Annotated in this window: 19 protein-coding genes; 1 reads left to right on the forward strand and 18 read right to left on the reverse strand. The window is 65.9% G+C overall.

Annotation, left to right across the window (positions count from 1 at the left end; all coding sequences use genetic code 11):
• Positions 1–118 precede the first annotated feature (118 nt).
• From L540_RS03905 to ndk, 15 genes are all read right to left on the reverse strand, one after another.
• On the reverse strand, positions 119–1,414 hold the full coding sequence (locus L540_RS03905) for an adenylosuccinate synthase (protein WP_043212449.1): 1,296 nt from the start codon (positions 1,412–1,414) through the stop codon (positions 119–121).
• 76 nt (positions 1,415–1,490) lie between these two features.
• A complete protein-coding gene (locus L540_RS03910) occupies positions 1,491–2,648 on the reverse strand; it encodes an ATP phosphoribosyltransferase regulatory subunit (protein WP_043212447.1) in 1,158 nt (385 codons plus the stop codon).
• A 247-nt stretch (positions 2,649–2,895) separates the two neighbouring features.
• Positions 2,896–3,783, reverse strand: a complete 888-nt coding sequence (hflC, locus tag L540_RS03915) for a protease modulator HflC (protein WP_043212444.1) — start codon at positions 3,781–3,783, stop codon at positions 2,896–2,898.
• 17 nt (positions 3,784–3,800) lie between these two features.
• Positions 3,801–5,102, reverse strand: coding sequence for an FtsH protease activity modulator HflK (hflK, locus tag L540_RS03920; protein ID WP_043212442.1), 1,302 nt, complete (start codon positions 5,100–5,102; stop codon positions 3,801–3,803).
• Positions 5,068–6,174 (reverse strand): GTPase HflX, encoded by a 1,107-nt coding sequence (gene hflX, locus L540_RS03925; RefSeq protein WP_043212439.1) that lies wholly within the window; start codon positions 6,172–6,174, stop codon positions 5,068–5,070. The genes hflK and hflX overlap by 35 nt, the downstream gene beginning before the upstream one ends.
• A gap of 87 nt (positions 6,175–6,261) precedes the next feature.
• Entirely contained in the window at positions 6,262–6,498 is a 237-nt protein-coding gene (hfq, locus tag L540_RS03930; protein ID WP_003810707.1) for an RNA chaperone Hfq, read from the reverse strand.
• Positions 6,499–6,681: 183 nt separating this feature from the next.
• Complete coding sequence (gene hisC / locus L540_RS03935) at positions 6,682–7,755, reverse strand: histidinol-phosphate transaminase (protein ID WP_043212437.1); 1,074 nt, start codon at positions 7,753–7,755, stop codon at positions 6,682–6,684.
• The gene (der, locus tag L540_RS03940; RefSeq protein WP_043212435.1) at positions 7,752–9,107 is read right to left on the reverse strand and encodes a ribosome biogenesis GTPase Der; all 1,356 of its coding nucleotides are present in this window, start codon (positions 9,105–9,107) and stop codon (positions 7,752–7,754) included. The genes hisC and der overlap by 4 nt, the downstream gene beginning before the upstream one ends.
• A gap of 24 nt (positions 9,108–9,131) precedes the next feature.
• Positions 9,132–10,289 (reverse strand): outer membrane protein assembly factor BamB, encoded by a 1,158-nt coding sequence (gene bamB, locus L540_RS03945; RefSeq protein WP_043212433.1) that lies wholly within the window; start codon positions 10,287–10,289, stop codon positions 9,132–9,134.
• A gap of 5 nt (positions 10,290–10,294) precedes the next feature.
• Positions 10,295–10,933 carry a YfgM family protein gene (locus L540_RS03950; RefSeq protein ID WP_043212431.1) on the reverse strand — a complete coding sequence of 213 codons (639 nt, stop codon included), beginning with the start codon at positions 10,931–10,933 and terminating at the stop codon, positions 10,295–10,297.
• A gap of 3 nt (positions 10,934–10,936) precedes the next feature.
• Positions 10,937–12,223 (reverse strand): histidine--tRNA ligase, encoded by a 1,287-nt coding sequence (hisS, locus tag L540_RS03955; protein ID WP_082149533.1) that lies wholly within the window; start codon positions 12,221–12,223, stop codon positions 10,937–10,939.
• 41 nt (positions 12,224–12,264) lie between these two features.
• Complete coding sequence (gene ispG, locus L540_RS03960) at positions 12,265–13,551, reverse strand: flavodoxin-dependent (E)-4-hydroxy-3-methylbut-2-enyl-diphosphate synthase (RefSeq protein ID WP_043212427.1); 1,287 nt, start codon at positions 13,549–13,551, stop codon at positions 12,265–12,267.
• A 20-nt stretch (positions 13,552–13,571) separates the two neighbouring features.
• Positions 13,572–14,048 (reverse strand): helix-turn-helix domain-containing protein, encoded by a 477-nt coding sequence (locus tag L540_RS03965; protein WP_043212424.1) that lies wholly within the window; start codon positions 14,046–14,048, stop codon positions 13,572–13,574.
• Positions 14,045–15,193 (reverse strand): dual-specificity RNA methyltransferase RlmN, encoded by a 1,149-nt coding sequence (gene rlmN / locus L540_RS03970; protein WP_043212422.1) that lies wholly within the window; start codon positions 15,191–15,193, stop codon positions 14,045–14,047. The genes L540_RS03965 and rlmN overlap by 4 nt, the downstream gene beginning before the upstream one ends.
• Before the next feature lie 29 nt (positions 15,194–15,222).
• On the reverse strand, positions 15,223–15,648 hold the full coding sequence (gene ndk, locus L540_RS03975; protein ID WP_029578838.1) for a nucleoside-diphosphate kinase: 426 nt from the start codon (positions 15,646–15,648) through the stop codon (positions 15,223–15,225).
• Between the two features lie 316 nt (positions 15,649–15,964).
• Between ndk and L540_RS03980 the strand changes: the two genes are divergently transcribed.
• A complete protein-coding gene (locus L540_RS03980; protein ID WP_043212419.1) occupies positions 15,965–18,844 on the forward strand; it encodes a valine--tRNA ligase in 2,880 nt (959 codons plus the stop codon).
• A gap of 59 nt (positions 18,845–18,903) precedes the next feature.
• Here the strand turns inward: L540_RS03980 and trmD are convergent, their stop codons facing one another.
• The 3 genes from trmD to rpsP form a co-directional block, all read right to left on the reverse strand.
• On the reverse strand, positions 18,904–19,716 hold the full coding sequence (gene trmD / locus L540_RS03985; RefSeq protein WP_043212417.1) for a tRNA (guanosine(37)-N1)-methyltransferase TrmD: 813 nt from the start codon (positions 19,714–19,716) through the stop codon (positions 18,904–18,906).
• Positions 19,716–20,309 (reverse strand): ribosome maturation factor RimM, encoded by a 594-nt coding sequence (rimM, locus tag L540_RS03990; RefSeq protein WP_043212416.1) that lies wholly within the window; start codon positions 20,307–20,309, stop codon positions 19,716–19,718. Before rimM ends, trmD begins: the two co-directional genes overlap by 1 nt.
• A gap of 314 nt (positions 20,310–20,623) precedes the next feature.
• On the reverse strand, positions 20,624–20,884 hold the full coding sequence (rpsP, locus tag L540_RS03995) for a 30S ribosomal protein S16 (protein ID WP_043212414.1): 261 nt from the start codon (positions 20,882–20,884) through the stop codon (positions 20,624–20,626).
• Between the last annotated feature and the right edge of the window lie 290 nt (positions 20,885–21,174).

Consider the following 21,174-nt stretch of genomic DNA (forward strand, 5'->3'; position numbering starts at 1 on the left):
GGCGCTTAACTCCTGCTGGATAATACGAAAAAGCCGCCGGCGGCGAGATGCCGCGGCGGCCGTGCGTAATAATAACCCGACGCGCGCGCGCCTGGCGCAACGCCGGGTGGAGGGGCGATCAGCCCTTCAGGGGATGGCGCAACACGATGGTTTCGTTGCGGTCCGGGCCGGTCGACACCAGGTCGATGGGCACACCGCAGACCTCAGCCACCCGCTCCAGATAGCGGCGGGCATTGGCCGGCAGCTTGCTGTACTCGGTGATGCCCACGGTCGACTCCGACCAGCCGGGCAGCTCTTCGAGCACCGGCTGCGCCTGCGCCACGGCATGGGCGCCGTAGGGCAGCACGTCGCGGAACTCGCCATTGACGCGGTAGCCCACGCCCAGCTGGATGGTTTCCAGGCCGTCCAGCACGTCCAGCTTGGTGATGCACAGGCCGGAAATGCCGTTCAGGCGCACCGAACGCTTGAGCGCGGCGCCGTCAAACCAGCCGCAGCGGCGCGGACGGCCGGTGACCGACCCGAACTCCTTGCCGATGGTGGCCAGGCGGGTGCCGACTTCGTCGAGCAGCTCGGTCGGGAAAGGACCCGAGCCGACGCGGGTGGTATAGGCCTTGGTGATGCCCAGCACATAGTCCAGCGACTGCGGGCCCACGCCCGCGCCAGCCGAGGCGGCGCCGGCCAGGCAGTTGCTGCTGGTGACGTAGGGGTAGGTGCCGTGATCCACGTCCAGCAAGGCGCCCTGCGCCCCTTCGAACAGGAAGCTGGCGCCTTGCTGCTGGGCCAGGTAGAGGCTGCTGGAGACGTCGCCCACCATGGGCTGGATCGCCGGGGCGAGGGCCATGGCCTGGTCGCGGACTTCGTTGGCCGAGACCGGCTCGGCGCCCAGATACTTGGTGAGCACGAAGTTGTGATAGTCGAGCACTTCGGCCAGCTTGGCGTCGAAGATATCCGGCGTGAACAGGTCCTGCACGCGCAAGGCGCGGCGGGCGACCTTGTCTTCATAGGCCGGGCCGATACCGCGGCCGGTGGTACCGATCTTGCCCTCGCCCTTGCGCGCTTCACGAGCCTTGTCGATGGCCACGTGGTAGGGCAGGATCAGCGGGCAGATTTCGGAGATTTGCAGGCGCGAACGCACGTCCAGGCCGGCGGCTTCGAGCTCTTCGATTTCCTTGAGCAGCGCCTCGGGCGAAAGCACGACGCCATTGCCGATATAGCAGGTCACGCCGGGATGCATGATGCCCGACGGAATCAAACGCAGAATCGTCTTCTTGCCGTTGATCCACAGCGTATGGCCCGCATTGTGGCCGCCTTGGAAGCGCACCACGCCCTGGACGGACTCGGCCAGCCAATCGACGATCTTACCTTTGCCCTCGTCACCCCACTGGGTGCCGATCACCACTACGTTCTTGCTCATGTCATGAATCAATATCGAGTTTCTCGGGAAATCCGGAAATCTCCCCGCGGCCCTCCCCCGATAGGGAGGGAGTTAGTCACAGCGTCTTGACCGTCCAGGCGCCATCGTGCAGCACGAGCTCGCGGTCACAAACGAATTCGTCCTGGTCATGCTCGTGGCCGGGCAATACCTGGACGACGATTTCGCCCGACTGGCGCAGTGTTCGCACCGCGCCAGCCAGGGCGGGGTCCTGCCCCCAGGGCGCGCGAATGGCGCGCCCGGGTTCCGCCGGAGCCAGCCCGGCGGCCAGCTTGCGCAGGTCCAGGCTGAAGCCCGTGGCCGGGCGAGCCCGGCCGAATGCGCGGCTGACGTCGTCATAACGGCCGCCCCGCACCAATGCATCGTGCCACCCCTCGGCGTAGAGCGCGAAGGTCACGCCCGAGTGATAGCCATACCCGCCCACATCCGCCAGGTCCAGGCCCAGCGCCACATTGGGCACGGCATGAGCCAGGCGCTCCAGCTCGTCCAGCGCGGCCGCCAGCGCCGGCAGCGCAGGCAGTTCCTGGCGCGCGCGGGCGATCACGTCGATCTGGCCATACAGGCGCGGCAGCAGGGACAACGCCCGCAGCGTCGCCGGCTGCAGCGCGGGCTCGGCCTGCTCGAGGTCGGCCAGGCCGGCCACATCCTTCTCGCGCAGCAGCGTGATGATGTGATCCGCCTTGGCCGCCGCCGCGGGGTCCGCGTCGAACAGCGCCTTGACCACGCCAGGGTGGCTCAGGTCCAGCCGCGGACGCGACACGCCGGCGATGGCAACGGTTTCAAGCACCAGCTGCAGGATTTCGAGATCCGCCTCGAAACCCGCATGTCCGTAGATTTCGGCGCCGATCTGCAGCAGCTCGCGGCTGGACAACAGATCCGCCGGACGCGCATGCAGCACCGTGCCGCAATAGCACAGCCGCGTCACACTGGCCCGGTTGAGCAGGTGGGCATCGATGCGGCTGACCTGCGTCGTCAGGTCGGCGCGCACCCCCAGGGTGCGGCCGGAAAGCTGATCGATCAGTTTGCAGGTGTACAGATTCAGGTCGCCGCCCATGCCGGACAGCAATGAATCGATGTACTCAACCAAAGGCGGCGCGACCAGCTCGAATCCGTAAGTACGATACAGATCGAGCAGCTCACGACGCAACTCCTCGATGCGCCGCGCCTCTGCCGGCAAGACGTCGGCCAGGCCTTCGGGCAGCAACCAGTTACCCATGAATATGCACTCTGAATAACGCTTCGACCTTGCGAAAGCGTCGCCCAAACGAAAAAAGGCCGAGGGGCGTAAGCCCGCTCAGCCTTGCGGAAAGTTTTCTAGCTTACGCGGTATTGTACATGGATCGGCCGGCATGGCCTAGCCGCCCGGCCAGGCCGCCGCCGTCGCGGCAAGCCATCCAACCCCGATTTTTCGGGGCCTGGAAACAACATCGGCACCCCAGGGGTGCCGATGCTGCGATCGCGGCTTACTTGGCCGGGGCCGCCTGGCCCTGCGGATGCTTGAGGAACTGGAAGAACTCCGAGGAGGGATCCACCAGCAGCACATCGCTGGGCTTGGAGAAGGCCGAGCGGTAGCCCTCCAGGCTCTTGTAGTACTGGTAGAACTCGGGGTTCTTGCCATAGGCCTCGCTATAGATCGCGCTGGCCTGGGCATCGCCCTGGCCCATCACGCCCTGCGCCTTGGCGTAGGCTTCGGCGACGATGACCTCGCGCTGGCGATCCGCCTCGGCGCGGATGCGCTCGCTTTCGGCCGCGCCGATGGAGCGCAGCTCATTGGCGACCCGGGTGCGTTCGGCCTCCATGCGGCGGTAGACCGACTCGGAGATCTCCGGGGCGAACTCGATGCGGCGCAGGCGCACGTCCACGATCTGCACGCCCAGCGGCTCGGCGCGCTTGGCCACGTTGGCCAGGATCTCGGACATGATCTTGTCGCGTTCGGTCGAGACCACGTCCTTGACCGTGCGCACGTTGACCGAGGCGTTCAGCGCATCGCGGATCTGGGCCTGCAGGCGCTCCTGGGCGGCGCGCTCGTTGCCGCCGAAGGTGACGTAGAACAGGCGCGGATCGGCGATACGCCACTTGACGTAGGAATCGATCAGCAGGTTCTTCTTTTCGGAAGTCTGGATGCGCTCGGCATCGGTCGATTCGATCGTCAGGATACGCTTGTCCAGCGTGACCACGTTCTGGAAGGGCGGCGGCGCCTTGAAATACAGGCCCGGTTCGCTGATGACCTTGCGGACTTCACCCAGGGTGAACTGCAAGGCGTAATCGCGCTCGCGCACGACGAAAATGCAGGAAGACAGGACGGCCAGGATGATGAGAAGGCCGACCAGGTAAGGCATGAGACGTTGCATGATCTGGACTCCTCCGGTTAGCGCGACAGGCGGTCGCGGGGCAGCGTATTGGTATTACCGCTGCTGTTGCCGGAAGGGGTCGAGGGCGCGCCGGTGCGCGCCGGCGCCGGCGGCACGGACGGCTGCGCGGCCCCCGGCACGCTGAGCGTATTGCCCTGGCGGCCGGCGTCCTGCGCGGCCTGCTGCATGATCTTGTCCAAGGGCAGGTACAACATATTGTTGGACTTGCCCGCGTCGACCATGACCTTGCTGGCCCGGGAGAAGATCTCCTGCATCGTTTCGAGATAGAGGCGCTCGCGCATGAGCTGCGGCGACTTCTGGTATTCGCCCAGGATGGCGGAGAAACGCGCGGTATTACCCTGGGCGTCGCCCACCACCTTGGCCTTGTAGCCCTCGGCCTGCTCCAGCATGCGCGAAGCCTGGCCGCTGGCCAGCGGCACGACCTGGTTGGCATAGGCCTGGCCTTCATTGATCTGGCGCTCGCGGTCCTGCCCGGCCTTCACGGCGTCATCGAAAGCCGCCTGGACCTGCTCGGGCGGCTGTACGTTCTGGATGGCCACGGTGCTGATCTGGATGCCCGCGCTGTAGCGGTCCAGGATCTGCTGCATCAGGGCCTGCACTTCGCTGGCGACCTCGGTGCGGCCCTCGTAGAGCACGAAGTCCATGGGCTTCTTGCCGACGATCTCGCGCATGGCGGTCTCGGCCGCCTGGCGCACGGCCTCGTCCGGATCGCGCATCTTGAAGAGGTAGTCCGGCGCGCCATCGGCGCGCAGGCGATACTGGACCACGAACTGCATGTCGACGATGTTCTCGTCCGTGGTGAGCATCAAGGCCTCGGGCAGCACCTTGTTGCGCGAGCCGCCCCGGAAGCCCACCTCGAAGGTGCGCAGTTGGGAAATATTGACGAGCTCATGGCTCTGGATGGGATAGGGCAATCGCCACTGGAAACCGGCCGGCGCGGTGTTCTTGTATTTGCCGAACTGGGTGACGACGGCCACCTGGCCTTCCTGGACGATGAAGAAACCGCTGGCCAGCCAGAGGGCGACCAGCACCAGGGCGATGACCCCCAGCCCGATGCGCGCACCCCTGGGAGACGGCGGCGTGAAGCCGCCGCCGCGCGGAGGGTTGGGGCGATTGCCGCCCCCGCCCTTGCGCCCGAACAAGGAGCTCAGGCGATTATTGAAATCGCGCCAGACCTCGTCGAGGTCCGGCGGACCGTCTCCATTGCCCTGCGGCCGCTTGGGCGGCTCGGAGCCATTGTTGTTTCCACGACCCCAGCCAGGGTCATTCAGATTGAAGAGTTTGGTGATTCGAGGCATTGTTTCCCGCAATCTGACCGATCTCTGCAATTGCCCCGCGCAACGCATCCAGACCGGCGCGCTCGGTAGCGCTTACAAATACTCGCGCAATCGTACCATGGGCATCCCGATCCACCCGTGGTTCGAGTCCAGCGCGATCGATCTTGTTATATACCAGAATTGTAGGAATCTCGGCGGCCCCGATCTCGGCCAGCACCTTGTTGACCTCGAAGATCTGCTCCTCGCGCTGCGGGCTGGCGGCATCGACGACATGCAGCAGCAGGTCGGCGTGCACGGTCTCTTCCAGCGTGGCCCGGAAGGCCGCGATCAGATTGGGCGGCAGGTCGCGGATGAAGCCCACCGTGTCCGAGAGCACGACGGATCCCGCGCCCTCGATCCAGATGCGCCGCGTGGTGGTGTCCAGCGTGGCAAAGAGCTGGTCGGCGGCATAGGCGCCGGCCCGCGTCAGCGCATTGAACAGCGTGGACTTGCCGGCATTGGTGTAGCCGACCAGGGAGACGGACAGCGCGCCGCCGCGCGCGCGGGCGCGGCGCTGCGTGACGCGCTGGCGCTCGACCCGGTCCAGGCGCTCGCGCAGCATCTTGACCTTGGCGCCGATCATGCGGCGGTCCATCTCGAGCTGCGACTCGCCCGGGCCGCGCATGCCGATACCGCCGCGCTGGCGCTCAAGGTGGGTCCACAAGCGGGTGAGCCGGGTCGCCAGGTGCTGCAGCTGGGCCAGTTCGACCTGCAGCTTGCCCTCGTGGCTCTTGGCGCGCAGCGCGAAGATGTCCAGGATGAGGGCCACGCGGTCCACCACGCGCAGATTGAACTCGCGCTCCAGGTTGCGCTGCTGCGCGGGCGACAGGGGCTGGTCGAACAGCACGATATCGGCCAGGGCGGCGCCCGCCATGGCCACGCCCTCCTCCACCTTGCCCGAGCCGATGAAGTACTTGGCGTCCGGCCGGTCGCGGCGCGCGGTCAGCGTACCGACGATCTCGGCGCCGGCCCCTTCGGCCAGCATCACGAACTCGTCGGCATGCGCCTGATGGTCCGGATTGCCGAGGTCAACACTGATGATCAATGCGCGCATTCATGCACCATTCTGGAGCTACAGCGAAAATGCCCGCCGGCACGAAACGTGCGGCGGGCAGCAAAAGGTAATGCTGGAGCGAGACGATTATTCAGCGGGAACTTCCACCTGAAAGTTGACTGCGCGGGCCGGAACGACGGTCGAGATGGCGTGCTTGTAAACCATCTGGGTAACAGTGTTGCGCAAGAGCACAACATACTGATCAAAAGACTCGATCTGCCCCTGAAGCTTGATGCCGTTTACCAGATAGATCGACACCGGCACGTGTTCCTTGCGCAGCGTATTCAGAAACGGATCTTGCAAAGTTTGCCCTTTATTGCTCATTGGCCAGGCTCCATTTGTTTGTTTTGAGTGGTGGCAAACGCCGAGATCTGTACTCTACAGGGTTTTCCCGGGCCGTGCCACTTGGCCCAGGATGGAATTGCCACGAGAGATTTCAGTTCCCCCGAACCGGCGGGAACCCCGCGAAAATGGGGCCCGCCACCAGGGCGTCATGCCGGAAAATCGTCAGTTCAATAAGGTCTTCAATGCGGTAATCAGGCTGGCGCACTCGGCGTCCGTACCGACCGTGATGCGCAGGAACTGGTCAATGCGGGGACGCTTGAAGTGCCGAACGATGATACTGCGTTCGCGCAATTGCGCGGCCAACGCCGCGCCGTCGTGCGCCGGGTGGCGCGCGAACACGAAATTGGCGGCCGAAGGCAATACCTCGAAGCCGAGTTCGACCAGCCCGGCCGCCAAACGTTCCCGGGTGGCGATCACGGCCAGGCGGGTGCGGTCGAAGTGGGCCTGGTCTTCGATGGCCGCGATGGCGCCCGCCGCGGCCAGGCGGTCGATGGGATAGGAGTTGAAACTGTCCTTGATCCGGTTCAGGCCCTCGATGAGGGCCGGATGGCCAATGGCGTAACCCACCCGCAGCCCGGCCAGCGAACGCGACTTCGAGAGCGTCTGCACCACCAATAGATTGGGATGGCGGTCCACCAGCGCGACCGCGGACTCGGCGCCGAAATCGACATAGGCTTCGTCGATCAGCACGACGCACTGCGGATTGCCGGCGGCCAGCCTTTCGATGTCGGCCAAGGGCAGGGCCCGCCCGGTGGGCGCATTGGGATTGGGCAGGATGACGCCGCCGGCCTGGCGGCCTTGGCTCGGCAGATAATCGTCGACCACCACGCCAAACGCCTCATCCAGGGCGACTGTCGCATGCTCGATCTGATAAAGACCGCAATAGACCGGGTAGAAACTGTAGCTGATGTCGGGAAACAGCAGCGGGCGGCCCTCATGCTTGAAGAAGGCCTGAAAAGCATGCGCCAGCACCTCGTCGGATCCGTTCCCGACGAAGACCTGCTCGGGCCGCACGCCCAGCGCGCGCGCCACCGCCTGGCACAGGCCTTCGGAGGCGGGATCCGGATAAAGCCTGAGCGTATCGCTGGCGGCGGCGCGTATGGCCTGCAGCGCCTTGGGCGAAGGCGGATAGGGATTCTCGTTGGTGTTGAGCTTGACCAGATTCTGCAGCTTGGGTTGCTCGCCGGGCACATAAGGACTCAGCGTGGCAACAATGGGACTCCAATACTGGCTCATTCCTTGTCCTGCGCGTAAGGATTGCGCGATGCCTTGAATTCGATGCGCAAGGGCGTGCCGGCCAGATCAAAGGCGTTGCGGAAACGGGTCTCGAGATAGCGGCGATACGAGTCGGGGATGGCGTCCAGCGCGCTGCCGTGAACGACGATGAGCGGCGGGTTCTGCCCGCCCTGGTGCGCGTAGCGCATCTTGGGACGGAAAATCCCCTTGCGCGGCGGCTGCTGCTGCTCGACCGCGGCCTGCAGCTCGCGCGTGAGCTTGGGCGTGGACAGCTTGGCAAAGGCCGCGGCATGCGCGGCATTGATCGATTTGAGCAAGGGGCGGATGCCCTGCCCCTTGAGCGCCGAAATGGTGTGCATGCGGGCAAAGGACAGGAAACGCAGTTTGCGCTGAAACTCGCGCTCGATGCGCTCGCGCTGCTCTTCGTCCAGGCCGTCCCATTTGTTGATGGCCACGACCACGGCGCGGCCGGTTTCGAGCACGAAACCCGCGATGTGCGCGTCCTGCTCGGAAATCTCCGCCTGAGCGTCCAGCATCAGCAACACCACATTGCTGGCCTCGATGGCCTGCAGGGTCTTGATGACGGAGAACTTCTCGACCGCCTCGAAGACCTTGCCGCGCTTGCGCAGGCCCGCCGTGTCGATCAGCGTGTACTTGCGGCCGTCGCGCTCGAAATCGATCTCGATGGCGTCGCGCGTGGTGCCGGGCATGTCAAAGGCGATCACGCGCTCTTCGCCCATGAGGGTGTTGATGAGCGTGGACTTGCCGACATTGGGGCGGCCGACAATGGCCAGCTTGATGCGATGATCGATGGCTTCTTGCGCGGCCTCGGCGGCCTCGTCTTCGGGCTCGACCAGGCCGTCCAGCGCGGTCTCGATCAGGTCGACGATGCCATCGCCGTGCGCGGCCGAAATCGGGTGGGGCTCGCCCAGGCCCAGCTCGTAGAAGTCCGAAGTGGCCTTGCCTTCGTTCATGCCTTCGGCCTTGTTGACCGCCAGCAGGACGCGCTGCTGGCCGGATTTGCGCAGCAGGCGGGCGATCTCGTGGTCATGCGCGTTGATTCCCGCCCGCGCATCGACCAGGAAGACCACCACATCGGCTTCGGCGATGGCCTGGCGGGTCTGGCGCGCCATCTCGGCCAGGATGCCGTCCTTGGCAACCGGCTCGAAGCCGCCCGTGTCGATCACGATGAAGGGGATGTCGCCCACCCTGCCCTCGCCGTAGTGCCGGTCGCGGGTCAGGCCGGAATAGTCGGCCACCAGCGCCGCGCGGGAGCGCGTCAGGCGATTGAAGAGGGTGGACTTGCCCACATTGGGTCGGCCCACCAGGGCAACAACAGGCTTGAAGGACACGGTGTAAGGCTTGTTCTAAGAGGTTCAGTTGGTGCCGATAAGGACCAGGTTACCGTTGCCGGTCTGGACCAGGACACCCTGGGGTGTGGTTTGCGGCGGCGATACGACGGCCCCGCCGCCCACGGACAGGCGGGCGAGCAGGTGGCCATCGCTGCGCGACAGGAAGTGCACATAGCCCTCCATGTCGCCTACGGCCAAGGCCGAGCCCAGGAAGGCCGGCGCGCTCAGGGCGCGGTTCTTCAGGGCGGATTGTTTCCAGGCATTGGTGCCATTGCCGAGGTCGAAAGCGTGGACCACGCTGTACTGATCGGACGCAAAGGCGAAACGCTGGTCGATGCTCATGCCGGTGGAGCTGGAGAAATCCTTGGCCCAGACGGGACGGCCGCCCTGGGTGACGTCAAAGCAGACGATCCGCCCCTGATAGGCCACCGCGCACAGCAGCGGGCCCACGATGCGCGGCTGGCCGACGACGTCGGTCAGCCGCTCCAGGTCGCTTGCGCCCTTGGGCGTGGCGACCGTGCCTTCCCATTGGACATTGCCCGAGGCCGCGTTGATGGCCAGCAGCTTGCCGCCAGGCAGGCCGGTGATGACCAGGCCCTCGGCCATGATCATCTGGGAGACGCTGCGCAGGGCCAGCGCGGGACCAGGGCGCTGCAGACTCCAGAGGCGCTCGCCGCTATTGGCGTCGAAGGCCTGGATACGGTAGTCGCCGCTGCGCACCACGACCACGCCATAGCCCACCACGGGCGGGACGGCGACGTCGCTGGTGGCCTGGGCGCGCCATTTGATCTTGCCGGTGTCGTCAAAGGCGACGACCGCGCCGCCCGGCGAGGCCACGGCGGTCGTGGTGCCGTCGCTGCCGACGCCCGCGGACAGCTTGGACTCGGCCGACGCTTTCCAGAGGAGGCGGCCGCTGGCCAGGTCGACCTTGGCGACCGAGCCGTCCGGCGCGGCGGCGTAGGCGGCCTCGCCCACCACGGTAGGCGCAAAACCCAGACCCGAACCGCTGCCCACCGATTGCGTCCAGACCGCGCGCACCGACATGCCAGGCGCGTATTCGGTCAGAGGAGCCGGGTCATAGCGGGTGTCCGAACTGGAGAACAGTGAGCACCCGGAAAGGGCCAGCAGCCCGCAGACCGCCACGGCACCGCGCCAGGCGCGGCCGGAAAGGGAAATGCGCATCGCGTTCAAGCTCCGGTCAAAGCATCGAGTTTCAGTTGCACAACCTGGGTCAGCGGATTATTGGTGCCCAGGCCGTCAATCGCCTGCTGCCAGGCCGCGCGGGCTTCATCGCGCTTGCCTTGCGCCGCCAGGATATCGCCCCGGCGGTCGGCGAACAATGCGGCAAAGGGAGCCGGGGGATTGTTCAGCTGCGCCAGCGCGGCATCGTATTGTTTCTGGTCCAGCAGCAGCCCGGCCAGGCGCAGGCGGGCGACCGGCTGCAGCGCGGGCTGCTTGTCCTGCGCCGCCAGCCATTCGAGCTGCTGGCGGGCGCCGTCGACATCTTTTTGTTCGGCCAGGGCGTTGGCGGCGATCAGCACGCCGCGGCCGGCATAACCCGTGTGGGGATAGTCTTCGCGCAGGGTGTTGACGGCGGCCTTGATGCGGGCCGCGGAATCCGCGCCCCCAAGACGGGCCGCGTCTTCAAGCGCCTCGAAGTAGCCCATGGCCTGGTTGGCGCGATAGGTCTGGTAGGCCTTCCAGCCGCTCCAGCCGCCCCACGCCACGACGACCGCGGTCGCCGCCGACAGCAGCAGCGTGCCGTAGCGCGCCCACCAGGCCTTGATTGCATCCAGTTTTTCCTGCTCTTCGAGATCGTATGCCATGCCTTAACCCTTGGATTTCAACACGCTGGCCAGCGTTGCCAGCGCGACTTTTTCCTGCGCGCCCTCGCCACCGGCGTCGGCGCGCAGATATTTGACGCTCGCGGTCTGGCTGGCCACTTCGTCGCCGCCAAGAATAACCGCAACACGGGCGCCGCTGGCGTCGGCGCGCTTGAACTGGGATTTGAAGCTGGCCGCGCCGGCATGCACGATGACCGACAGACCGGCATCGCGCAAGTCCTCGCCCACGCGGGCCGCCAGGCGCTGCGCCTCGTCGCCCTGGTGCACGATATAGACCTCGCACTCGGCCCGCGCCTGCTGGCCGGCGCTTTGCTCCCAGAGGTCGAGCAGGCGTTCCATGCCGATGGCGAAGCCGACCGCCGGCGCGGGCTTGCCGCCCAGCAGTTCGATCAGCCCATCATAGCGGCCGCCGCCGCATACCGTGCCTTGCGCGCCCAGGCGGTCCGTCACCCATTCGAAAACGGTGAGGTTGTAGTAATCCAGGCCGCGCACCAGGCGCGGGTTCAGGCGGTATTCGATGCCGGCATCCTGCAGGCGCAGACACACGCCGTCGAAGTGGGCGCGCGAGGCCTCGCCCAGAAAATCGAACAGGCGCGGCGCGCCGTTGGCCATATCCTGAAGCGCGGGATTCTTGGTGTCCAGCACGCGCAAGGGATTGGTATAGAGGCGGCGCTTGCCGTCCTCGTCCAGGATGTCGGCGTGTTTTTCGAGATACTCGATCAAGGCGGCGCGGTGGGCGGCGCGCTCGGCCGGCTGGCCCAGCGAATTGAGTTCGAGCCGGATGTCGCTCAGGCCCAGCGTCTTCCAGAGGCGGGCCAGCATGACGATGAGCTCGGCATCGATGTCGGGACCGGCAAAACCCAGCGCCTCGACGTCGATCTGGTGGAACTGGCGATAGCGTCCGCGCTGGGGGCGCTCATGGCGAAAGACCGGGCCGATGGAATAGACGCGATGCGGACGGTCATAGAGCATGTTGTGCTCGATGGCGGCGCGCACGACGCCGGCCGTCATCTCGGGGCGCATGGTCAGCGACTCGCCATTGAGCGCGTCGGTGAAGGTGTACATCTCTTTCTCGACGATGTCGGTCACTTCGCCGATGCCGCGCGTGAACAGGCGCGTCTGCTCCAGGATGGGCGTGCGCAGGTTGCGGTAGCCATAGCCATGCAGCCACTCGCGCACGATGTCCTCGAAGCGCTCCCACTGGGCGCTTGTGTCGGGCAACACATCATTCATCCCGCGAATGGCGGAGACTTTCTGGAAAGCTTGCGTCATTTATGTCATGCCGGCGGCAAACCGCCTGCCTGTCCTTGTACTTAATGGGAAACAGCGGCGCCGTAGCGGCGCGCGACGTAGTCTTCGACGATGGCCTGGAACTCTTCGGCGATGTGATCGCCCTTGAGCGTGACCGTGCGCTCGCCGTCGATGAAGACGGGCGCCGCGGGCACTTCGCCGGTGCCGGGCAGGCTGATGCCGATATCGGCATGCCGGCTCTCCCCGGGCCCGTTGACCACACAGCCCATGACGGCGACGTTCATGCTTTCCACGCCGGGATAGCGGCTGCGCCAGACCGGCATCTGGCGGCGCAGATAGCTCTGGATGCTGTCGGCCAGCTCCTGGAAGAAGGTGCTGCTGGTGCGGCCACAGCCCGGGCAGGCCACGACCATGGGCGTGAAGGCGCGCAGACCCATGGTCTGCAGGATTTCCTGGGCCACGATGGCTTCGCGGCCCCGGTCTCCGCCCGGCTCGGGCGTGAGCGAAATACGGATGGTGTCGCCAATGCCCTCTTGGAGCAGCACGGCCAGCGCGGCGGTGGACGCCACGATGCCCTTGCTGCCCATGCCGGCTTCGGTCAAGCCCAGGTGCAGCGGATAATCGCAGCGCGCCGACAGGTCGCGATAGACGGCGATGAGATCCTGCACATGGCTGACCTTGCAGGAAAGGATGATGGCGTCGCCGCGCAGGCCGAGTTCTTCGGCGCGCCGCGCATTGCTGATGGCCGACACCACGAGCGCGTCGCGCATCACGGCCTGGGCCTCCCAGGGCTGGGCGCGGCGGCTGTTTTCGTCCATCTTGCGCGCCATGAGCTCGTGGTCGAGGCTGCCCCAGTTCACGCCGATGCGCACCGGCTTGTCGTGGCGGCAGGCCACTTCGATCATCTGGGCAAAGTTGTCGTCGCGGCGCTTGCCCCCGCCCATATTGCCTGGATTGATGCGGTACTTGGACAGCGCCTGGGCGCAATCCGGGAACTGCGTCAGCAGCTTATGGCCGTTGTAATGAAAATCGCCCACCAGCGGCACCGACACATTCATGCGGTCGAGCTGCTCGCGGATGGCGATGACTTCGCGCGCGGCTTCCGGGGTATTGACCGTGATGCGCACGATTTCGGAACCGGCTTGCGCCAGTTCCTTGACCTGGATGGCCGTCGCGATGGGATCGGCGGTGTCGGTGTTGGTCATGGATTGCACCACGACCGGGTTGCCGCCGCCCACGGTGACGACCCGCTCGCCCCATTTGACTTGGACCGCGCGGGTCGGACGGCGCGGCAGGGACCCCGCCGACGGGGGCGGCGTGTCCTCGCAGGGTTTGGACAAGTCTTGCATATTGGTTCGGAATGACTGGCTCAAAACCATTGGGAAGGCAGCCACTGCCGCGGCAGCCACCCTTGCCAGAAGGCGTAGGCCACGCCCACCGCCAGCAAGGCCACGATGACGATGATCCAGCCCCAGGAACCGCCGGTCGAACGCTCTTCGTCAACCGGCAGGCCGCCGCCATGCAGCGAACGGCTGGCCGCCAGGTTGGCGGCAGCCGGGGCATGCGCCTGGCCGTCAAGCGAGGCCACGACGGCCGCGCCATCGGCGCCCAGCAGGCGCGCGTAATTGCGGATCAGGCCGCGCAGGGACACGCCGGCAGGCAGCTCATCCCAGCGTTCGGCCTCCAGGGCCTCGATCTGGCGCGCCGAGAACTTGATGCGGCTGGAGACCTCTTCGAGCGACCAGCCCTTGGCCTGCCGCAGACCTCGCAGGGCCGCCCCCACACTGCCGCCTTGCGCAGGCGCTGCCGGAGCGGGTTGAACGGCCGAAGCGAGATCCTGCGTCATGCGTGCACCTGTCTGATGGGAATGGAGCGGGTGGCGGCGTTGCGTTCGGTGATGCGGGTGCGATCCTTGACCTCGCCGGCCAACTGGCCACAGGCGGCGTCGATATCGTCGCCCCGTGTCTTGCGCACGGTGGTGATGATGCCCGCGTCCATCAGGCGCTGGGCGAACACCTTGACCCTCGGCGCCGGCGAACGTTTCAGGCCGGAAGCGGGAAAAGGATTGAAAGGGATGAGATTCAACTTGCAGCGCACCTGGCGGGCAAGCTGGATCAATTCCTTGGCGTGCTGGTCGGTATCGTTGATGCCGTCCAGCATGCAGTATTCGAAAGTGATGAAATCGCGCGGCGCGTAGGCGAGATAACGCTCGCAGGCGGCCAGCAGCTCTTTCAGGGGATATTTTTTGTTCAGCGGCACCAGCTCGTCGCGCAAGGCGTCGTTGGGCGCGTGCAGCGACACGGCCAGGGCCACGGGGCAATCCTGCGACAGACGGTCCATCATGGGCACGACGCCCGAGGTGGAGACCGTCACGCGGCGGCGCGACAGGCCATAGCTGTTGTCGTCCAGCATCAGCCGCAGCGCCGGCAGGACCTGGTCATAGTTGAGCAGGGGCTCGCCCATGCCCATCATGACCACGTTGCTGATGACGCGGGTGTCTTCACCGCTGGCCTGGGCCAGGCGCGCGCTGCCGGCGTCGGCCTCGAGCACGCGCTTGGCCCACCAGAGCTGGCCGATGATCTCGCTGGTCTGCAGATTGCGGTTGAACCCCTGGTGGCCGGTCGAGCAGAAACGGCAATTGACCACGCAGCCCGCCTGGCTGGAAATGCACAGCGTGCCGCGGTCATCCTCGGGGATGAAGACGGTTTCAATCGCATTGCCCTGCCCGACGTCGAACAGCCACTTGCGCGTGCCGTCCGTGGAGCGCTGCTCGACATTGACCCGCAGCGCCTCGATGACGCATCGCTGGGCCAGCTGCGCCCGGAAGTCGCGCGCAAGGTCGGTCATGGCGTCGAAGCTATCCACGCCGCGCTGGTGTATCCAGCGCTGCAGCTGGCGGGCGCGGAACGGCTTGCCGCCCCATTGGCCGACCAGGTCGGCCAATGCCTTGGCATCCATGCCCAGCAGATTGATCGGTTCGACGGTATCCATGACTTACCGGGTAAGGCAGCTAGCGGAAATCAACGGCTGTGGATGTTGATTTCGGGGAAGAAGAAGGCCACTTCGACGGCGGCGGTTTCGGGAGCGTCCGAACCGTGCACGGCGTTGGCGTCGATGCTGTCGGCGAAGTCGGCGCGGATGGTGCCCGGGGCGGCCTTCTTGGGATCGGTGGCGCCCATCAGGTCACGGTTGGTCTGGATGGCGTTCTCGCCTTCCAGGACTTGCACGAACACCGGGCCGGAGACCATGAAGTCCACCAGGTCCTTGAAGAAGGGGCGCTCTTTGTGCACGGCGTAGAAACGCTCGGCGTCGGTGCGCGACAGTTGCTGCATGCGGGCGGCGATGACCTTCAGGCCGGCCTGCTCGAAACGGGCGACGATCTGGCCGATGACGTTCTTGGCGACGGCATCGGGCTTGATGATCGAGAGGGTGCGTTGAATCGACATGGAAACTCCAAATTCTGCTGAGACAGTTTTGTGCTGAGGGATTTGACGCGAGTCCGGACAAAGCGTTCCGCGAATGGCTTCGCTGCGTCTTGCGCCTGGCTGTTTTGCACAGACGAGGACGCGATCACGCGCCCGAACTCATCAAAACCCGGATTCGGCACTGCCAACCAGTCAGATTTCTCCAATAAAAACAGGGACTTCTAAAAGGTTTACAGTAACCCAACATTCTAGCACGGCGCCAAGAAGCTATTACATCTTAAAATCAGTGGTTTGCCTGGCCCGCTTTTGCTGGCCCCCTGTCCGCCGGAACCCCGTAATGACCCAAGCTGCCGACCCCAAGAACGACACCGCGGAGCTCTCCAAGAGCTTCGAGCCCGCCGACATCGAATCCCGCTGGTACGACGAATGGAACCGGCGCGGCTATTTCCAGGCCGGCCGCCACGTAGAAACAGGGACCGACCCCCAGCCCTATTGCATCCAGTTCCCGCCCCCCAATGTGACGGGCACGCTGCACATGGGCCATGCGTTCAACCAGACCATCATGGATGGCCTGATCCGCTACCACCGCATGTCGGGCGACGACACCGTCTTCATCCCGGGCACCGACCACGCCGGCATCGCCACGCAGATCGTGGTCGAACGCCAGCTCGACGCCCAGAAGCTCTCGCGCCACGACCTCGGCCGCGAGCGTTTCGTCGAGAAGGTCTGGGAATGGAAAGAGCAGTCCGGCAACACCATCACCAGCCAGGTGCGCCGCCTGGGCGCCTCGGCCGACTGGCCGCGCGAATACTTCACCATGGACGACCGCATGTCGCGCGGCGTCGTCGAGACCTTTGTGCAGCTGTTCCGCCAGGGCCTGATCTACCGCGGCAAGCGCCTGGTCAATTGGGATCCCAAGCTGCTGACGGCCGTCTCCGACCTCGAAGTGCAGTCCGAGGAAACCGACGGCTTCATGTGGCACATCCTCTATCCCTTCGTGGATGGCCCGCAGACCATCGTCGACAAGGACGGCAACACGGTCACGCTGCGCGGCATGACCATCGCGACCACGCGCCCGGAAACCATGCTGGCCGACGGCGCGCTGTGCGTGCATCCGGACGACCCCCGCTACAAGCACCTGGTCGGCAAGGAAGTCGAGCTGCCGCTGTGCGACCGCAACATCCCCATCATCGCCGATGACTTCGTCGATCCGGACTTCGGCACGGGCTGCGTGAAGATCACTGGCGCGCACGATTTCAATGACTACGCCTGCGCGCTGCGCCACAAGCTGCCGCTGATCGTCATCTTCACGCTCGACGCGCACATCAACGAAAACGGGCCCAAGCAGTTCCAGGGCCTGGAACGCTACGAAGCCCGCAAGGCCGTGGTGGCCGAACTCGAAAAGCAAGGCTATCTGGTCAAGGTCGAGCCGCACAAGATGATGCAGCCCAAGGGCGACCGCACCGGCGTCGTGCTCGAACCCATGCTGACGGACCAGTGGTTCGTGGCCATGAGCCAGCCCGCGCCCGAAGGCACGCTCAACCCCGGCAAGAGCATCACCGAGGTGGCGCTGCAGGCCGTGGCCGATGGCCGCATCCAGTTCTACCCCGAGAACTGGACCACGATCTACAACCAGTGGCTCAACAACATCCAGGACTGGTGTATTTCGCGCCAGCTGTGGTGGGGACACCAGATCCCGGCCTGGTATGCCGACGACGGCCGCTGCTTTGTCGCCCACTCCGAGGAAGAGGCGCTGGCGCAGGCCCGCGCGGCCGGCGTCACCGGCCCGCTGACCCGCGATCCGGACGTCCTGGACACCTGGTTCTCGTCCGCCCTGGTGCCCTTCACCACCCTGGGCTGGCCCGAGAAGACCGCCGACCTGGCCCGCTACCTGCCTTCCAGCGTGCTGGTGACCGGCTTTGACATCATCTTCTTCTGGGTGGCGCGCATGGTCATGCTCACCATGCACATGACCGGCAGCATCCCCTTCAAGCACGTCTATGTCCACGGCCTGATCCGCGACGCCGACGGCCAAAAGATGAGCAAATCCAAGGGCAACACCCTGGACCCGGTGGACCTGATCGACGGCATCGACCTCGAACAGCTGGTCGCCAAGCGCACCTATGGCCTGATGAATCCCAAGCAGGCCGGCGCCATCGAGAAGACCACGCGCCGCCAGTTCCCGGACGGCATCCCCGCCTTCGGCACGGACGCGCTGCGCTTTACCATGGCCGCCTACGCCACGCTGGGCCGCAACATCAACTTCGACCTCAAGCGCTGCGAGGGCTACCGCAATTTCTGCAACAAGCTCTGGAACGCCACGCGCTTTGTGCTGATGAACACGGAAGGCCATGCGCTGCATGGCGCCGAGCAGGGCGAGCTGTCCTTCGCCGACCGCTGGATCGTCAGCCAGCTCCAGGCCCTGGAAAGCGAGATCGCCCGCGGCTTCGCCGACTACCGCTTCGACAACATCGCCAACGCCCTGTACCGCTACGTCTGGGACGAATACTGCGATTGGTATCTCGAACTGGCCAAGGTGCAGATCCAGACCGGCAGCCCGGCCCAGCAGCTCGGCACGCGCCGCACCCTGATCCGCGTGCTCGAAGTCGTCCTGCGCCTGGCCCACCCGGTCATCCCCTTCATCACGGAAGAACTGTGGCAGAAGGTCTCGGTGGTGGCCGGCAAGCGCCAGGCCGGCACGGCCGACAGCGTCAGCGTGCAGCCCTATCCGCGCGCCAACCCCGAAGCCGTGGACAGCGCGGCCGAGGCCGAAGTCGCCGAACTCAAGGCCCAGATCGAGGCCGTGCGCGCCCTGCGCGGCGAAATGGGCCTGTCGCCGGCCCAGCGCGTGCCCCTGGTCGCCCAGGGCGATGCCAAGCTGCTACGCCGCAATGCGCCCTACCTCGCCGCGCTGGCAAAGCTCAGCCAGGTCGACGTGGTCGACACCCTGCCGGATGCCGGCGCCCCGGTGCAGGTCGTGGGCGAAGCCCGCCTGATGCTGCATGTGGAGGTCGATGTCGTGGCCGAGCGCGCCCGCCTGGACAAGGAAATCGCGCGGCTCGAAGGCGAAATCGCCAAGGCCAACGGCAAGCTCGGCAACCCCAGCTTCGTCGAACGCGCCCCGGCCGCCGTGGTCGAGCAGGAAAAGGGCCGCGTGGCCCAGTTCAATGAAACCCTGGCCAAGGTGCGCGACCAGCGCGCCAAGCTGGGCAACTAAACCCGCGTAAAAAAAATCCCCCGCGTCTATCCACGCGGGGGATTTTTTTATCTGAAGGCTCAGGCGGCCGGTTTGCGGCGCCGGCGCTTGCGCGGATCGGGCGGCGGCTCCAGGCCCTGCAGCTCGGCCAGCCGGCATTCGTCGGCATGATCCAGCCAGCCCTGCTGCCGGGCGCGTTCGATAAGCTCGGGCCGCCGCGCCAGCGTCAGGCGCAATGACTGGTCCCGCCGCCAGCGCGCGATGCGGGCGTGGTGGCCGCTCATGAGCTCGGCCGGGACGGCCTGCCCCTCATAGACCTCCGGCCGCGTGTAATGCGGGCTGTCCAGCAGGCCCGACAGGGTGTCATTGAAGGAATCCTGCAGGGCGGAATCGCCGTCGCCCAGGGCGCCGGGCAAGAAGCGCACGGCCGCGTCGATCACGGCCAGCGCGGCAATCTCGCCGCCCGAGAGCACGAAGTCTCCGAGAGAGATCTCGTGCGTGACGCAGCGGTCGATGAAACGCTGGTCCAGGCCCTCATAGCGGCCGCAGACCAAGATCATGCCCGTGCCGCCCGAGATTTCCTGGGCCGCGGCCTGGTCGTAGCGCCGGCCCACCGGCGAGAGCAGCACCACCGGCGCCGGCGCCAGGCCCTGCGCCCGCCGCCCCGCCTGCGCGGCATGGACCGCCGCCTCCAGCGGCGCGGCCATCATCACCATCCCCGGCCCGCCGCCATAGGGGCGGTCGTCCACCGTGCGGTGCACGTCGGCGGTGAAATCCCGCGGGTTCCAGGCCTGGAGCGACCACAAGCCCTGCGCATGGGCGCGGCCCGTGACGCCGAGATCGCGCACCACCCCGAACATTTCGGGAAACAGGGTGATGACGTCGATACGCATCAGTCTTCCAGCGGCCAATCGCTGTCGATACGGCGCGCCGCGAGATCCACGGCGTGGATGTGCGCGCGCACGAAGGGCACCAGCATCTCGCGCGGGCGCCCCTTGGCGTCCAGCAAAGGCTGGCCATCCGCGTCCTGGCAAACGACGCGCAAGATGGCATGGGCCGCGTTTTCGAACACCTCTGCGACCACGCCCAGGCGCCGGTCCGCTCCCTCGGCGTTGCTGTGGAAGGCGCAACCGATCAGGTCGACCCAGTAGTACTCGTCGTCGGCGGCTTTCGGGAAGGCCGCGCGCGGCACCCATACCGAGGCGCCCTTGAGCGCTTCGGCCTGATCGCGATCCGCGACCCCCTCCAGCTGCGCGACCGCGCTGGCGCCATGCACGCGGCATTGCTGCACGGCATAGGCGCGCGGCGCGGGGCTTGCCCGGCCGGCAGGCACGGGCATCGCCAGCCACCACCGCGGCACCGCGCGCAACACATCAGCCTGGGCCGAGTGCGGCTGGACCTTGATCCACCCCTTGACCCCGTAAGCCGACGCCACGCGGCCCAGCTCCACCAGGTCGTCAGGCAGCGAGTCCGCATGTTTGGACATGAGCAGATCCCAGAAATCAGTGTTCCACGCCCAAGCGCCCTGCCCGATGGCAAGGCGCGGCGTTTTTTTGCAAGCGGCAAAGAAGACAAAGCCACGCGCAAGGCGTGGCCGAGTCTACAGCGCTGGAAACGACATCAGCCCACATGGGAACCATGCCCTCGCAATGACAGCGGACACCGAAGGGCCAGGCCCTCGGGCGACACCCGCGCAGCGGCCAGCGCTATATCGCGTCACCGGGACCGGCAGGCTGGCGCCCGCCCTGCCCGGCTCATGGCCTGCCCTGGCCCGCGGGCCGGACAAGCCAGGCTCCAGGCTTAGGCAGCCGCGGAAACCTTGGCCGAGTATTCCTTGACCAGACGCTCGACAGCAGGCGACAGCTGGGCGCCGTTGTCAGCCCAGTACTTGACGCGGTCCAGCGCGATGCGCAGGTTTTCCGAGCCATCGCCGCCGACCGGGTTGTAGAAACCCACGCGCTCAACGAAACGGCCGTCGCGGCGATTGCGCGAGTCGGTAGCCACCAGATTGTAAAACGGACGCTTCTTCGAGCCGCCACGGGCCAGACGAATCACCACCATAGGTAATCCCTTGAATTAGATGTGAAAAACGGGAAATTCTAGCATCCAACCAGCGCCCCTGGCAAATAGCCTGCCGTTTTTTACCGACACACCCTGTCCGGGTGAGGCCGCAAGCTGCCGAAAAGGCCGGCCCAGCGTATGCTGAAGCGGCGCAATCAATCGGGGTCGGAAAGCGGATGCATCCTGTACCGGCCCATAAGACCCTGGCCGGTTGTGCAACGAGCCGGCGCATGCGCCAGTGCTCGGCAAGGCGAAGCATACACCCTCTCGGTCCTCTACCGCATCTCGCA

The organism is Bordetella pseudohinzii, assembly GCF_000657795.2.
In the GTDB taxonomy this organism is placed as follows: Bacteria; Pseudomonadota; Gammaproteobacteria; order Burkholderiales; family Burkholderiaceae_B; genus Bordetella; species Bordetella pseudohinzii.